At 45.4% G+C, this 15,353-nt stretch carries 11 protein-coding genes; 3 read left to right on the top strand and 8 right to left on the bottom strand.

Annotated features, from left to right (window positions below; genetic code table 11):
• Position 1: 1 nt before the first annotated feature.
• A complete protein-coding gene (gene yedE / locus BQ7344_RS13960) occupies positions 2–1,156 on the bottom strand; it encodes a YedE family putative selenium transporter (RefSeq protein WP_235816126.1) in 1,155 nt (384 codons plus the stop codon).
• Between the two features lie 106 nt (positions 1,157–1,262).
• Here yedE and BQ7344_RS13955 point away from each other — a divergent pair, with 106 nt between their 5' ends.
• Both BQ7344_RS13955 and BQ7344_RS13950 read left to right on the top strand, forming a co-directional pair.
• Positions 1,263–2,444, top strand: a complete 1,182-nt coding sequence (locus BQ7344_RS13955) for an aminotransferase class V-fold PLP-dependent enzyme (protein ID WP_072523030.1) — start codon at positions 1,263–1,265, stop codon at positions 2,442–2,444.
• A gap of 34 nt (positions 2,445–2,478) precedes the next feature.
• Positions 2,479–3,375, top strand: coding sequence for a selenium metabolism-associated LysR family transcriptional regulator (locus BQ7344_RS13950; RefSeq protein WP_072523029.1), 897 nt, complete (start codon positions 2,479–2,481; stop codon positions 3,373–3,375).
• A gap of 1 nt (position 3,376) precedes the next feature.
• Here the strand turns inward: BQ7344_RS13950 and BQ7344_RS13945 are convergent, their stop codons facing one another.
• The 6 genes from BQ7344_RS13945 to BQ7344_RS13920 all read right to left on the bottom strand — a co-directional run bounded on the left by BQ7344_RS13945 (position 3,377) and on the right by BQ7344_RS13920 (position 11,726).
• Positions 3,377–4,480: a ComEC/Rec2 family competence protein gene (locus BQ7344_RS13945; protein WP_235816125.1), complete on the bottom strand. Its 1,104-nt coding sequence runs from the start codon at positions 4,478–4,480 to the stop codon at positions 3,377–3,379.
• 81 nt (positions 4,481–4,561) lie between these two features.
• Positions 4,562–6,061, bottom strand: a complete 1,500-nt coding sequence (locus BQ7344_RS13940) for an ATP-binding protein (protein WP_072523460.1) — start codon at positions 6,059–6,061, stop codon at positions 4,562–4,564.
• Positions 6,051–7,301 carry a vWA domain-containing protein gene (locus BQ7344_RS13935; protein ID WP_235816156.1) on the bottom strand — a complete coding sequence of 417 codons (1,251 nt, stop codon included), beginning with the start codon at positions 7,299–7,301 and terminating at the stop codon, positions 6,051–6,053. Before BQ7344_RS13935 ends, BQ7344_RS13940 begins: the two co-directional genes overlap by 11 nt.
• A gap of 107 nt (positions 7,302–7,408) precedes the next feature.
• Positions 7,409–8,380 (bottom strand): leucine-rich repeat protein, encoded by a 972-nt coding sequence (locus BQ7344_RS13930; RefSeq protein WP_072523026.1) that lies wholly within the window; start codon positions 8,378–8,380, stop codon positions 7,409–7,411.
• Entirely contained in the window at positions 8,377–11,160 is a 2,784-nt protein-coding gene (locus tag BQ7344_RS13925) for a translation factor GTPase family protein (protein WP_072523025.1), read from the bottom strand. Before BQ7344_RS13925 ends, BQ7344_RS13930 begins: the two co-directional genes overlap by 4 nt.
• Before the next feature lie 23 nt (positions 11,161–11,183).
• Positions 11,184–11,726 (bottom strand): TetR/AcrR family transcriptional regulator, encoded by a 543-nt coding sequence (locus BQ7344_RS13920; protein ID WP_072523024.1) that lies wholly within the window; start codon positions 11,724–11,726, stop codon positions 11,184–11,186.
• 144 nt (positions 11,727–11,870) lie between these two features.
• Between BQ7344_RS13920 and glgB the strand changes: the two genes are divergently transcribed.
• On the top strand, positions 11,871–13,655 hold the full coding sequence (gene glgB / locus BQ7344_RS13915; RefSeq protein WP_072523023.1) for a 1,4-alpha-glucan branching protein GlgB: 1,785 nt from the start codon (positions 11,871–11,873) through the stop codon (positions 13,653–13,655).
• A gap of 56 nt (positions 13,656–13,711) precedes the next feature.
• Here the strand turns inward: glgB and malQ are convergent, their stop codons facing one another.
• Positions 13,712–15,253 (bottom strand): 4-alpha-glucanotransferase, encoded by a 1,542-nt coding sequence (gene malQ, locus BQ7344_RS13910; protein ID WP_255367543.1) that lies wholly within the window; start codon positions 15,251–15,253, stop codon positions 13,712–13,714.
• Between the last annotated feature and the right edge of the window lie 100 nt (positions 15,254–15,353).

Genomic DNA, 15,353 nt, shown 5'->3' with positions numbered 1-15,353 from the left:
TTCAGGCTTCTGCTTTTCTCGTGGAATTCACAACCGCGATCACTGCCACAACCACAATGCCGATCACAACTGCGATCTTACCGTTTGCTGTCGGACCATCGGCTGAAGATGCCAGACCAAAGTTATGTGAAAAAGCTGCACCTGCCATCAGTCCGAGAACAGCTACAACAGAGTCAGTATTTCCCTCTCCGGAAAGAATGAGCTGGCGCATCGGGCAACCACCGAGAAGAATGCAGGCAAAACCGGCAAGATACATACCAAGTGCATTCCACAGTCCGTCGGTGTGTGCGATCGGCTGACCTGCAAATCCCGGATTAAAGAATGCGGTACCTGTCACAGCACCAAGAATCAGGTTCATGACAAGTGCACTTATAAGAATTGCCACAAATCCGAAGAGCAGTTTGTACTCACCAAACAGAACTGCATCGCGGATACCGCCAACCATACAGAGACGGGTTCTCTGTGCAACAATACCAACGATCACACCTGCTGCCAGAGAAATCAGGATTGCCGCATGTTTTGCTCCCGGACCGCCTTCCGGCTCTGTAAAGTGGATAAATGCCGGAGCAGCCACCAGAAGAATCAGCATTACGATCTGGAAAGCCGGATAAACAGCACCTTCCAGTTTCGGCATCTTATAAGAACGTTTCAGAGTGTAGCCTTTTTTCAGGAAAAATGTTCCTGTCAGAATACCACATACAAAACCAACCAGACCGAAGATAGCATTTCCGTCACCACCTGCCAGACGCAGGATCATACGGAACGGGCATCCAAGGAACATCAGACATCCGATCATAGCAAATGCACCCAGTGTAAATCTCGTGATCGGTGCAGAACCACCGCGTGGACGAAATTCTTTTGTGATCAGTGACACAATACATGCCCCCAGTACCAAACCGATGATCTCCGGACGGATGTACTGTACGGCTGCTGCGGAATGAAGACCAAGTGCTCCTGTCGTATCTCGCAGGAAACATGCAATACAGAATCCCATGTTTGCCGGATTTCCGAAGAATACCAGCATTGCCGAGATCACACCGATCAGGATTCCGGCCGCAACAATTGTTGTTTTCTCTTTTTTCATTTGTTTGTTACCTCCCTTTCCCTCTTGTGCTGAATTTTTTTGTAATCTGCACACTTTCTTTGTATAAATCATAACACCTTATTGACAAAATCACTAATTCAATATAGTCTTATTTTATGGTTATTTATAGATAATTTTTATAAATCAATTTAACTCTGACATTGTGAGGTGGATTTTTATGAAAAAAATATATCTGGATCAGGCAAGTACTTCTTATCCCAAAGCGCCCTCTGTTGCCCGGGCAGTATACGATTATCTGAGCGGTTCTGCCGTAAATGTAAACCGCGGTGGTTATCAGGCTGCTTATTCTGTGGAAGAGCAGATTTTTGAGACAAGAGAACAGCTTCTCCGACTTTTTCATTTTACTTCAGGAAAAGGAAAAAATGTGATCTTTACTCCAAATATCACCACAAGCTTGAACATCCTCCTCAAAGGATTATTAAAACCCGGTGATCACGTACTCGTCTCCTCTATGGAACACAATGCCATTATGCGCCCCCTCGTGCAGCTTGCCGGGAACGGAGTGACTTTTGACCGCATCCCCTGCCGGAAAGACGGATCACTTCTTATAGAAAAGGCAGAAGAACTTCTTCGTCCCAAGACACGGCTTCTGGTCTGTCTGCATGCCTCCAATGTCTGCGGAACGATGATGCCGGTTCAGAAACTGAGTGACTTTTGTCAAAAACATAATTTACTTTTTATTCTCGATACTGCCCAGACAGCCGGAACCATTCCCATTGATATGGACGCTCTGCATCTGGATGCACTTGCATTTACCGGCCACAAAGGCTTACGCGGACCGCAGGGAATCGGTGGTTTCCTGATCACAAATGAACTGGCGGCGCAGATCGAACCTCTGATCAGCGGCGGCACCGGTAGTGTTTCCCATACAGAGGAAGTTCCTGCTTTTCTTCCTGACCGTTTCGAGCCCGGCACACCGAATATCCCGGGAATTCTGGGGCTGCACGCTGCACTTTCCGATCTGGAGCATATATCTATAGAAGAAATGTTTCAGCATGAACTGGATCTGACCAGATATTTTATCGATGGGATCTTTGCGATGGACCCATCTGAAATACAGCTTCGCGTGATCGGAAAAAAAAATACCAGCGACCGGTGCGCCGTTGTCTCCATCCAGACACTGCAGCTTGATATGGCACGGGTAGCATATGAGCTGGACAATACTTATGGAATAATGACACGCGTCGGACTCCACTGCGCCCCGAGCGCTCACAAAACACTTGGCACCTACCCGGAAGGAACGATTCGTTTTTCCTTCGGTTCGGAAAATACGCGGCATGACGTAGATCAGGCACTGCATGCACTTGCAGAAATTTCCGGAACACTTTGTACTTTATAATATTTGCATCATATTTTATCCAGGAGATTACATCATGGAATTTAAACAATTAGAAGCTTTTGTTGCCGTTGTTGATTATGGAAGCTTTTCGGAAGCAGCCCGCAAGCTTTATCTCACACAGCCTACGATCAGCGCACATGTGCGTTCCCTTGAGGAAGAACTGCATACCAGGCTGATCCTGCGCACTACGAAAAAAACAACAATCACGACCAGAGGATATCAGCTTTATGACAGTGCTGTCCGTATGCTGGAGATCCGCAATAATCTTCTGGAAAATTTCACCGGTGTGCAAAAACACATGATCGACCTCGCAGCTTCGACTATCCCGTCCTCTTATCTGCTTCCTGAAATTCTGGCAGCCTTCGGCAAAACACACCCGGATATCTATTTTCATTCGATTCAGGCAGACAGCGCCGAATCCATCAACCGTGTCCTTGATGGAACGGTTGACCTTGCTCTGGTCGGACAAAATACGCGCGATGAGACCTGTGTCTTTCTTCCATTCTGTCAGGATAAACTGGTCATTGCCACACCGATCACCAATCATTATCTCAGCTTACAGAACAAAACTGTGTCTTTCGAAGATTTTATCAAAGATCCGATCATTATCCGTGAAAAAGGCTCCGGCACTAAGAAAGAAATGGATCTTTTTCTCGAACGGATCGGTATTACTCCCAGTGACCTCAATGTCATTGCCCGCATGAACGATCTCGAAGGTATCAAAAAATCCATCGTCAACGGTCTGGGTATTTCCATTCTTTCTGCCCGCTCTGCGATCGATCTGCAAAAAACAAAGCAGATCCTTCTCTTTCCATTAGAAGAATCTGCTCATAAAAGAACATTTTATATTGTTTACAGCAAAAACCGTATCCTGAAACCGCACGTAAGGCAGTTTATCCAGTTCATCCAGAATTTTTACAGGACTTTCTGAATCACCAGCATTTTTTGCATGCTTCATACCCCTGTGAAAGTGCCTGTGATTCTGTCTCCTGCGTAGCTTTGTTCGGATTCATATTTCCACAATCCGGGATGCTGTGATATTTGCTTCCGGTTGCGGAGATCCAGACCATGCGTCCCTGCGTGTCAGAAGTATCGGTTTCTGCCGCATAGGATTCCGTTGCGGCTGCATCATTTGTATACTGCTCACTCTGATCCGCAGAACTGTCTGTACTCTGTTTTTCGCTTCCCGATGTATAATCGTTACACGGTTCCTGAGTCCAGCTTATCGTATTTCCGTCTGAAAGAGCGATGACCGTTCCCTGATCGTCTGTACGAAAGACCGGAATATCCATATCAGAAAGTTTTCCCATGGTCTCCGCTGCCGGATGACCGTAGGTATTGTTCAGTCCGCAGCTTATCACTGCCCATGACGGTGAAGTTGCTTCCAGAAGATCCCACGATGTTGAGGATGCCGAACCGTGGTGTCCGAGGCTTAATACGTCACAGTCCAGATTCATTCCCGTACTGATCATATCCTGTTCACTCGTCTCTTCCGCATCTCCCATAAACATAAAGCTGTTGTTTCCGTTTACCAGCCGGATAACCACGGAGTTATCGTTACTGTTCTGAGAAATTCCATCCGGTGCCATCACTGTAAAACTTCCGGTTCCAAACTCATAAGTGTCACCAACCGACGGATATTCTACAATGATCGCATGTGCTGTCGCCGTATTCATAAACGTATTGAATAAATCTGACGTATGCACATAATCAGATCCCAGTACATGCTCCACTTCAAAAGTATCCAGACATTTCACAAGACCGCCCAGATGATCTTCATCGTAATGAGATGAGATCATGTAATTGATGGTTTCCACCTGCTGATTTTTCAGATACTGTACCACTTCATCTGCATGAGATCTGTTTCCACCATCATAAAGAAGATTTTCTCCTCCCGACTGTACAAGGATCGCCAGTCCCTGGCCCACATCAATAAAATGAACAGCCATATCGCCCTGCCCGTCTGCCTTCGCAGTAACAGCATTTCCCGGTAAAACAAGGGTCAATGCCAGTATCATGGACAGTATAAACGTCATAAATTTGTTTTGTTTTTTCATGTATTTTATCCCTCTCATAATCTAACTGCACAAAACCTGTGATTTCTGTCTCAGATTATTTTACAGTTCTTCGATCCGTTTTCGTATCTGCGCTCCTGCATCCTCAAACAACAGATCTTTGTTGTAACGGATGTAGCGCTCACACTCGTATGTTTCAAGGAAACGTACACAGGAATAGTCTGTATTGATCCCGGATACAAAAATAACCATTTCCTGAGTGTTATAAAAAGCCGCCTCCATAAAATCAAATGCGCATTCCAGAGATGCCGCTGCCTGATCCCACGCTTCTTCCCATTCTCCGCGTGTTTCTCCAAAAGCGGATTTCAAAATATCGAAAGCCTCTTCCCAGCTCTCTCCACACTCTTTTTTCAGAAGTAGTCTGTAATTTTCCAAAAGTTCGAGTGCCTTTCGGATCGTACGGTCTTCCCTTCTCTCAAGAAGACCTTCTTTCTGTTTCTGCTCTCGCTCCATTCGAAGATTATCCACATAATCTCCCAAACGTTCCAAAAGCTTTCCACCTTCCTGTGGCTCTTTCAACAATTTCAGTATCTCAAATACTTTTTCCAGAACTTCTTCCTGCAAAACCACTTCACGAACAGCCTGACGTACCCCGGAGAACAGCAGATTGACAACACTGACTCGCTCATCAAACGGTGCATGCGAAACTTTCTTCACCATTGCCTCGGATGGTTTTCCTTTCAGGATCTCTGCAATCTGGTAATCCTGTTGGTATTTTTGATATAATTCGTAATATTCAGCAAATTCTACAGAAATCCGATCATGCTGGATATACTGCCCCACCACTTCTTTCGTGATATTTTTATTCAGCCGTTCATAGACTTCCATCATGCGCGACAGATCTTCCCAGCCACGTGGTGTTGCAAACTGTCTGCCGTCAATCGTCGTTTCCATCTGATAAAAGCAGTTACTGCGAAGTTCCAGATAAGCCAGAATCGCCGGATGGATATTTTCTTTGTAAGCATATTCTTTCCAGATCCGGTAATCTGGCTCCACCATAATCTTCTTCACACGGTCAAGTGTTACGACATCAAAATCGCGCACGGACTTGTTGTATTCCGGCGGGTTTCCTGCCGCTACGATCACCCAGCCTTCCGGAATCTCATGATTTCCGAAAGTTTTGCACTGCAGGAACTGAAGCATTGCCGGTGCCAGTGTCTCTGAAACACAGTTGATCTCATCGATAAACAGGATTCCCTCGGTAAGTCCTGTCTCGCGCATACGGTCGTAAATACTCGCTACGATCTCACTCATCGTATACTCTGTCGCAGAATACTCTTTTCCACCATATTCCTTCTTTGAAATAAAAGGAAGTCCGATCGCGCTCTGTCTCGTATGGTGCGTAATCGTATAAGCCACAAGCGCGACTTTACACTCTCTTGCCGCCTGTTCCATGATCTGCGTCTTTCCGATTCCCGGTGCACCCAGAAGAAGTACCGGTCTCTGATGAACCCTCGGTATCACGTATTCCCCGTATTCGTTTTTCAAAAGATACGCCTGCACCGTATCTACAATTTCCTGTTTTGCCTGTTTAATATTCATCATGCTCAGCTGTCCTCTCTCTTTCCAGTGCCTGTGTATCCAGAATCAGTTTAATCGCCCATGGCGGCACATCCACATCCCGGTAATCATCTTTCATAAAAATAAACGCGGTATCATACGGTGGCATCTTTGCCGGAAATGTTCCGTAACCATCCGTAAAATACAAAAGCCCGCGCAATCTCTGAAAAGCTCCCATATTCAGAAGTTTATCTACATAAGAAAATGCCGGTCGAAAATCTGTCCCGCCGAATCCACGGATCGTAAAATCAGACAGATATGCCTCCATCTCTTTCTCATTATGGATTACCTGATCATCCTGTATCTTTTCGTCACACTGGATGATGTGCACCTGTATTTTCCGGAAAAAACTCTCCGACTCTGACAAAACACTGTAAGTCTCCTCGAGAAACCTGTGGATCAGACTGCCATTACAGGACATCGAAGTATCCAGCACGATCACAAAGTCTTCGATTTTTTTCATTTCCTTCGTTTCCAGCGGTTCGATCAACGGCATATTTCCGTAAAGCTCTGTACCGAGATGGTAATAAATCGGATCAAAGGAATCCATATCTACCTGCATCTCCTCTTTCAGCACAGAAAACTTCCTCAGAAATTCTTTATAATCATAGCGTTTCCGGTTTTCGGCCTGCAGATGTTCGACCAGTCCCGGCGAATCCCCTGCCGCCTCTTTCGAAAAAAGCTCGATTTCTGTCTGCATCTTACGACGCATATCTTCCCATTCTTTCTGGCGGCTTGCCATCCCGCTCTTATTCTGCGGTGTATACCAGAAATGATGGTCATCCATCCGAAATTCCTGCTCCAGATGGACGATTTCATCTTCCTCACATGATGTCAGAAGATAATAAAGTGCCTCTGCTGTCAGAACATTCTGTTGTTCTTTCCACTGCCGGTACTTTTCTCTTCGCAGACTGTTCGGGCGAATGTAAACAGCCTTTTCATAGAGGTCATCCATGATGTTTTCTACTGCAATATCCGCTGCAAGATCCCATATCCTCTGATCACGATCTTTCCTGCTCCAAAGATGGCAGAACAGACAATGCAACACCTCATGAAGATACATATGATTAAGACGCACCCGGTCTTTCATAAAACTCTCTATCAGCCATCCCGGGGCTGCATACAGAAGTTTTCCGTCAGTTCCCATCGCACCTGTCTCACCGGAAATGATCGGTTTCAGCGCACCAAATGCACTTTGCAGAAACCGCATCGCAACCGCCATTTCGTTTCTGGAATTTTTCAGGATATCTTCGCAGATTGCCAGTGTCTCTTCTTCTTTTTTTCTTTCCTCATGAACAAAATTTCCAAACTTGTCCCTGTACTCTTTTTTCACAGTTCAAATGCCTTTCTCTGTTTCCTGCCATGCCTGCCGAGTTCATTCATCAGAATACTTACCCATCTGGAATCACCGGAACTCTGTGCCGTCTCCAGCATCTTTTCTGTCGTCTCCCTGTCAGGAGCAATTTCTTTTAATATATTCTGCATGGCTTCGTATTCTTTCTTTTCTCCCAGAAGCGCGACCGCCTGCTGACTGTGTTCTTTGATATAGATAAGATATTTTTCGCGTGCCTCCCCGGTCATACTCATTGGATATAAGATCCGGTCAAGTGCAAGATTCAGCACGATACGTTCCTGTTCCCACGCAACGGCATACGGAAACAGTTTATCATATTCCAGTGTGTGAAGCTTTTTGTTCACAAAACTGTTCCGATAACGGATGCCACTTCCATGAACATGATTTTCGAGGATTCTTGCCGGTGTATTTTCAACACCTTCCTCAAAAAATTCCGGGAACCAGAAACGCCCCAGTTCCCCATCTGTTTTCATATCTACGCGCAGTGTCTCCGGCAATTCCGTAAGGAAATCACGTAGTGCAGACTGCCCGTTTTCATCTGTTTCCACTGTAATCTGTTCCATCTTATGGCATCCTGTCAGCGCACCGGCACCAAGATCTTTCATTTCGCCGCAGAATTTCAGACGGCGAAGCTTAAAACAATTATAAAACGCATATCTGCCGATTTTACGCAGGAAGCGCGGAAGGCAGATTTCCTCCACCTGATTGCCTGCTGCCTGTGGCATATCATCTGCCGGTGTTTCTTCTGTCCCGTTTTCCGTGCAGTAAGTACCTGTTTCTTTCTTTTTATTTAATTCTGACACATCTATATGATCTGAAAAAATATAGGCGCCAAGTTCCGTCACCGGAAATCCGTTCAGTGTATCCGGAATCTCAACGATCCCGTCATATCCGAATACACGATTGACGCAGATTCCTGTCTTATTTCTTTCATATAAATAAATCATTCTTTTTCTCCCAGACGTATTTTCTCCATCTGCTTCTGCATCTCCTCTGACATATGATCAAAAAGATAGGTTTTGCTGCTCTGTCGGCGCTGATGCCATTCTGCACGTGCAGCCTTTTCCGTATCTTCGATTTCTTTTTTCAGTCCCTGCGCTGAGATTCTGTGTGCACCCTGGCCCATGATTATGACTTGCTCCAGGCCATCCGAAGTTGCCACCGTCACCTGATACTGCCGTCCGATTTTATGGACAGTTTTTTCGATATACTGATCGGCTGTCTCGGCTTCCTTCGTATAAACCACATAAATATTATGATATGGGATGACTTCTTCCCTGTGTCCTTCCACCTTGTAAGCATCCAGTACAAGAATCAGTGTACATTTTCGATATCCCTGATAATTGCTCAGAATATCCATCAGCTTATCACATGCCGCATGAATATTTTCTTTTGCAAGCTCATTTAATTCTTCCCATGAAAAGATGATATTGTAACCATCAACCAGCAGGTATTCCTCTTTACGCGGCTTGCCGGCTTTATAGTGTGTCGTCGATACAGATGCATGAACGGTCTTTTTCTGAAAAGCACCACGGTCACGTTTCACCGGTCCGAAAGTACGTTCAAAAATCGCCTGCAGTTCTTCCTCCTCTGCATAGCTGCCGCTATAGGAAAAACTCTCGGATTTTTTGCCGGATTTTCCACCATTTCTTCTGGTCTGCGCCGGGTTATCCATCTGCGAAAATCCTGCATCCTCATTTTCCACATCTTCATACCAGTTCTCACTGTCCAGTGCATCCATATCCACACTGCTCTGCAGATGCATATAGTCTTCCACCTGATCCCATGGCACAACAAATCCAGCCCCGTGTGCACAGAAAACAGAACCGGTCGGATTCTCCAGATCGGCCTCCGGGTCATAGCCCGTATTCAGTACAATCTCATCCTGATTTCTGCACGGCGCATAACCTTTTAGATTACAGAAAAGTTTGCCTGTTCCATGTGTGTATGCGATCACTTCTTTCTGATAATCCCGCATCTGTGAAACGGCTGCTGTACCTTTCAGAATTGCCACTTCACCATCCGTTTCCGGTGATTCGAATGTTCCCTGCATCTTCTGTACATCGGTCATTGCACGGCCGATCATTTCCGCCGGTACTTCCAGTCGGAATTCATAATACGGCTCCAGCAAAATGCTTTTTGCCTTCCGCAGTCCCTGGCGTACTGCACGGTATGTCGCCTGACGGAAATCGCCGCCCTCTGTATGTTTGGCATGTGCCCTTCCTGTCAGAAGTGTGATCTGCACGTCCGTAATCGGTGAGCCGGTCAGAACACCGATATGTTCTTTTTCTTCAAGGTGTGTAAGAATCAGTCTCTGCCAGTTACGCGCCAGTATATCTTCACTGCATGCTGTAAAAAACTGACATCCACTGCCCGGCTCTCCCGGTTCTATCAAAAGATGCACTTCTGCATAATGACGAAGCGGTTCAAAATGTCCCACGCCCACAACCGGTTCTGCAATCGTCTCTTTATAAACAATACTTCCGGCTCCGAATTCCACTGCCACATGAAAACGGTCCCAGATCATTTTTTTCAGAATCTCTATCTGTACTTCTCCCATCAGTTGTGCATGGATTTCTCCAAGCTGACTGTCCCACAGGAGATGAAGCTGCGGTTCTTCCTCCTCGAGCATTCTCAGCTTCTGCAGCATCTGATGTGGATCACATTCATCCGGAAGGATGATCTGATAGTTGAGAACCGGTTCCAGTACAGGGAGTTCTGATTCACTTTCTACTCCAAGTCCCTCACCCGGATAAGTTTTTGTGAGACCTGTCACCGCACAGACAAGACCAGCCTCTGCTTCCTGCGTTGTCTCATATTTTGCCCCGGAATACAGACGGATCTGATCCACTTTTTCTTCCCACGAAGATTCTTCCACTTTTCTACCCGGCAGACTTTGCCCCACACCTTCCGATGAGAGCAATGTCTTTACCTTCAGGCTTCCGCCGGTGATCTTCATATACGTAAGACGGTTTCCCTGCTCATCCCGGGCAATCTTGAAAACTTTTGCACCAAAAGTTTCCCGGCGCTTCGGTTCTTTCGTATACGTGCGAAGTCCGTTCAGAAATTCTTCCACGCCTTCCATTTTCAGTGCGGAACCAAAAAAACACGGAAAAACTTTTCTCTGTGCGATGAGTGCCGCACTCTCCGCTACAGTCACTTCGCCGGTTTCCAGATATTTTTCCAGAAGCTTCTCATCACAGACTGCGATGTTTTCCATCTGCTCCGATGAAAATCCCTCCTCTGCGCCTTCTGTCTTTCCGAAATCCACACAGTTTTCATGCAGATGATTTTTCAGATCTGCGAGGAGTGCATCGTAATCCGTCCCCTGCTGATCCATTTTATTTACAAATAAAAATGTCGGAATCTGGTATCTTTCCAGAAGCCGCCACAATGTCATCGTATGGCTCTGTACTCCATCCATTCCATTGATCACAAGGATCGCATAATCAAGCACCTGCAGCGTACGCTCCATCTCCGCCGAGAAATCAACATGTCCCGGAGTATCAAGAAGTGACACTTCCATATCGTCTGTTTTCAGCAGTGCCTGCTTGGAAAAAATCGTGATTCCTCTTTCTTTTTCCAGTTCATACGTATCCAGAAAAGCATCTCCGTGATCCACTCGCCCAATTTTTCGGATCTCGCCGCACAGATACAGAAGCCCTTCCGATAAAGTTGTCTTTCCGGCATCGACATGTGCCAGAATTCCGATAACCAGTTTTTTCATTTATTTTTCTTCTTTCGATTTGTTTATTCTTTGATGTATAACGGTGCCAGTTTCTGCACGATCACTTCGCTGACGCGGATCAGCATATCCAGCTCCTTATCCTGATTGTTCAGATATGCATGGAAGCATCCCTGAATGCAGAACGACAGCATAATATCTTTTTCCGGATCATTTTGGTATTCTGGAAAATTTTCTTTGATCAGACGCTTCAATTCCGCCTCCAGACAGTCTCCCAGATGGCTTTTTTCTGTACCGGAAAACAGAATATTGATCAGCGAATGATTGGATACCAGCGCGATATACAGATTTCTCGTAAACACATCCGGATCTTTAAATGGTGCCTCCTGCTGTCTGGAAATATTGGTCAGAACAGCCGTGATCGTCTCGGATTCAAGTGTCTGTGACAATGCATAAATATCCTCATAATGACTGTAAAATGTTGACTTGTTAATGCATGCCAGACTGCACAGCTCCCTTACGGTGATTTTTTCCAGCGGTTTCGCCGCGCGTAGTTCCAGAAATGCATTTCGAATTGCTTTTTCTGTTTTTTCTATTCTGATATCCATATGACTATTCTCCTTTTCCGACATTTTTTTTAAATCGTCGGTTATCCGCCATTTGTCCGAAATCGTCGGTGGACAGGCGGGAGTTTTCTTTTTATAGTATACTAAACTACACAACCAATGTCTATTATCTGCAAGGAGAGTACTATGGATTTTTACGGATTTTATACAGGAAAAATTTTTGATGCCTACAAATATCTCGGTGCCCACACAGAAAAACAGGGGGTAACTTTTCGTACGTTTGCACCTTCTGCTTCACGCATTACCCTGATCGGGGAATTTAATGAATGGCAGGAATGGGATATGAACAAAGTATCTGACGGAAATTTCTGGGAATGTTATGTTCCACAGGCAAAAGCCGGACAGATGTACAAATACCGCATTTATGACCGAAGTGGAAATGCTGTGGATCACTGCGATCCATATGGTTTCGGTATGGAACTCCGTCCGAACAGCGCCTCCATCATCCGTGATATGAACGAATACAAATTTAAAGACAGCCAGTGGATGCAGAACCGCAGTGACTGCCGCAAAAAACCTCTCAACATTTATGAAATCCATTTCGGTTCTTTCCGCAAGCCTTCTGACAAAGCAGACGCCTGGTACAACTATGAAGAAATGATCGATATTCTGATCCCATATCTCACCAAAAATGGCTACAACTATCTTGAGATCATGCCGCTGAATGAATATCCATGTGACGAATCATGGGGCTATCAGGCAACCGGATTTTTCAGCCCGACTTCCCGCTACGGAACTGCGGATCAGCTTAAAGCTTTTGTTGATGCCTGCCACAAACACGGCATCGGTGTTCTGATGGATTTTGTTCCGGTACATTTTGCCGTAGATTCCTACGGACTTGCCAATTATGACGGAACTTCTCTTTTTGAATATCCGAATTCCGCTGTCGGTGTCAGCGAATGGGGAAGCTGTAACTTCATGCACTCCCGCGGCGAGACAAGAAGTTTTCTGCAGTCCTGCGCCAATTACTGGATCAGCGAATTTCATATGGACGGTATCCGCATGGATGCAATCAGCCGTGCGATCTACTGGCAGGGTGACCCGGCTCGTGGTGTCAATCTGAATGCCGTAGAGTTTCTCCAGTATATGAACCAGGGCCTGAAGGGAATGCATCCATCAGTCATTCTCGCCGCCGAAGATTCCACTTCTTTCCCGAAAGTAACCGATCCTGTCGATCAGGGCGGGCTTGGTTTCGATTATAAATGGGATATGGGATGGATGAATGATACACTCAATTATTTCCGTACTGCACCCGAATACCGTCCGGAAAATTACCACAAACTCACATTTTCCATGATGTATTATTATGATGCCCGTTTCCTGCTTCCTCTCTCTCACGATGAAGTCGTCCACGGTAAGGCAACGATCATGCAGAAAATGAGCGGTGATTATGAAAACAAATTTCCGCAGGCACGTTCTTTATATATGTACATGTATGCACATCCGGGTAAAAAGCTGAATTTCATGGGAAACGAAATCGGACAGTTCCGCGAATGGGACGAAAAAAGAGAACAGGACTGGATGCTTCTTGATTATCCGGCGCATGATGCATTCGCACACTTTATGAAAGATCTGAATAAACTGTATCTGGAACATTCTGCTCTCTGGGAAAAAGATTATGAGGCTGACGGTTTCAGATGGATCGACTGTCATCAGGAGGGACGCTGCATTTATGTCTTCGAGCGAAACAGCAAAAAAGAGCGCATCCTTTCTCTGTTTAATTTCTCCGATCAGGAGCAGGTCTACGAGCTGAAACTTCCTGATGCGCAGAAATTAAAAGAACTCCTTAACAGTAACCTTGCTGTTTATGGCGGCACACAGAAACGCAAAAGCACCGCCAAAACAATCAAAGACGGCAGAATCCTTCTGACCCTGGCACCATATTCCTCTGTATATTATCTTGCGGAATAAATTTGAGCCCCCGGCACAATACCGGGGGCTGTTTTATATAATTTATTATATTTTTCTTATAATCTTCCGTAACGTCCTGCAAGTTCCAGCATTTCTTCCTGCAGTTCTTTAGAAAATTGTCCTTCTTTCAAACGCCATTTCCAGTTCTTTCCAAGTGTGGACGGCTGATTCATTCGTGCGGAATTATCAAGTCCCAGATAGTCCTGCATCGGTATGATACAAAGATCAGCTACACTCTGCATTACAAGGCAGATGAGATCATCGCACAGTTCTTTACCGGAATCATGGAAATTATTCAGATATTTACGAACCTGTCTGCGCTCCTGTGGTGTAATATCCTCAAGCCAGGAGATCAGCGTCTCATTGTCATGAGTTCCTGTATAAACCACGCAGTTTCTCGGATAATTATGCGGCAGATAATCACTTGCATTACCCGTATCGCGCTCGTCAAATGCAAACTCGATAACCTTCATATTCGGGTAGCCGCTTTCTTCGACCAGTCTTTTAACCGTGTCGGTCATATAACCGAGATCTTCTGCAATGATCTCACGGTGTCCGAGTTTTTCTGAAATCGTGCGGAACAGCTCGATTCCCGGGCCTTTTTCCCACCAGCCGTTCTCTGCTGTCTTATCACCGTACGGGATTGCATAATATTCATCAAATCCGCGGAAATGATCAATTCGCACTACATCATACAGACGGAAACAGTTTGCGATTCGTTTTACCCACCATTCATATCCGGAATTACGATGCACTTCCCAGTTGTACAGTGGATTTCCCCAGAGCTGTCCTGTTGCAGAAAATCCGTCCGGCGGGCAGCCTGCGACCTGTGTCGGACAGTTTTTTTCATCGAGTTTAAAGAGCCATGGATTTGCCCATGTGTCAGCACTGTCCATTGCCACATAGATCGGAATGTCACCGATGATCTGGATGCCTTTTTCATTTGCATAAGATTTGAGTTTCATCCACTGCTGGCGGAATTTGAACTGCATATACTCCTGAAATTCGATTTCAAAATACATTTCTTCTCTGTAATAATCGAGCGCATTCTGCCAGCGGAGACGGATGTCCTCAGCCCATTCACTCCACGGAATACCGCCGAAGCGTTTCTTCACTGCCATAAAAAGTGCATAATCTTTTAGCCACCATGCCTCTTCTTCCTGAAATCTGCGAAATTCCGAATCCATGTATACGTTACTGCGTTCATATGCTTTACGGAGCAAAATCATACGTCCTTCATATAATTTTGCATAATCTACACTTGTCTCGTCTGTTCCGAAATCCATGCTCTCACATTCTTTTTTTGTCAGGACGCCTTCTTTTATCAGTTCTTCCAGACTGATAAAATAGGGATTTCCTGCAAATGTGGAAAATGACTGATACGGAGAATCGCCGTAGCTTGTCGGACCAAGCGGCAGGATCTGCCAGTAACTCTGTCCTGCTTCTTTCAGCGCATCCACAAACTCATATGCTTTTTTGTCAAAGCAGCCGATTCCATATTTTGACGGCAGACTGCTGACCGGAAGCAGCACACCGCATTTTCTTTTCTTTGCCATTCTCATTCCTCCCATATGTTTTTTGTAAATGAGGAAAACCAGGCGATGTTTCACGCCCGGTAATCCTGCATTATCCGTTATAGTTATTTTGTCATATAGGAAGGTAAATCGTCAATGTTCATAATCGAGGGTTTATGTTAAA

It is taken from the genome of Blautia sp. Marseille-P3087 (genome assembly GCF_900120195.1).
In the GTDB taxonomy this organism is placed as follows: Bacteria; Bacillota; Clostridia; order Lachnospirales; family Lachnospiraceae; genus Blautia_A.
Note: the sequence above shows the minus strand (reverse complement) of the source record. Positions and strands in the feature narration are given on the sequence as shown.

Excerpts from the sequence above, each read along its gene's own strand:
- BQ7344_RS13925 (WP_072523025.1), bottom strand. The coding sequence starts at position 11,160 with ATGAAAAAACTGGTTATCGGAATTCTGGCACATGTCGATGCCGGAAAG.
- BQ7344_RS13955 (WP_072523030.1), top strand. The coding sequence starts at position 1,263 with ATGAAAAAAATATATCTGGATCAGGCAAGTACTTCTTATCCCAAAGCG.
- yedE (WP_235816126.1), bottom strand. The coding sequence starts at position 1,156 with ATGATTTATACAAAGAAAGTGTGCAGATTACAAAAAAATTCAGCACAA.
- BQ7344_RS13945 (WP_235816125.1), bottom strand. The coding sequence starts at position 4,480 with ATGACGTTTATACTGTCCATGATACTGGCATTGACCCTTGTTTTACCG.
- BQ7344_RS13935 (WP_235816156.1), bottom strand. The coding sequence starts at position 7,301 with ATGGCGGTTGCGATGCGGTTTCTGCAAAGTGCATTTGGTGCGCTGAAA.
- BQ7344_RS13940 (WP_072523460.1), bottom strand. The coding sequence starts at position 6,061 with ATGAATATTAAACAGGCAAAACAGGAAATTGTAGATACGGTGCAGGCG.
- BQ7344_RS13950 (WP_072523029.1), top strand. The coding sequence starts at position 2,479 with ATGGAATTTAAACAATTAGAAGCTTTTGTTGCCGTTGTTGATTATGGA.
- glgB (WP_072523023.1), top strand. The coding sequence starts at position 11,871 with ATGGATTTTTACGGATTTTATACAGGAAAAATTTTTGATGCCTACAAA.
- BQ7344_RS13920 (WP_072523024.1), bottom strand. The coding sequence starts at position 11,726 with ATGGATATCAGAATAGAAAAAACAGAAAAAGCAATTCGAAATGCATTT.
- BQ7344_RS13930 (WP_072523026.1), bottom strand. The coding sequence starts at position 8,380 with ATGATTTATTTATATGAAAGAAATAAGACAGGAATCTGCGTCAATCGT.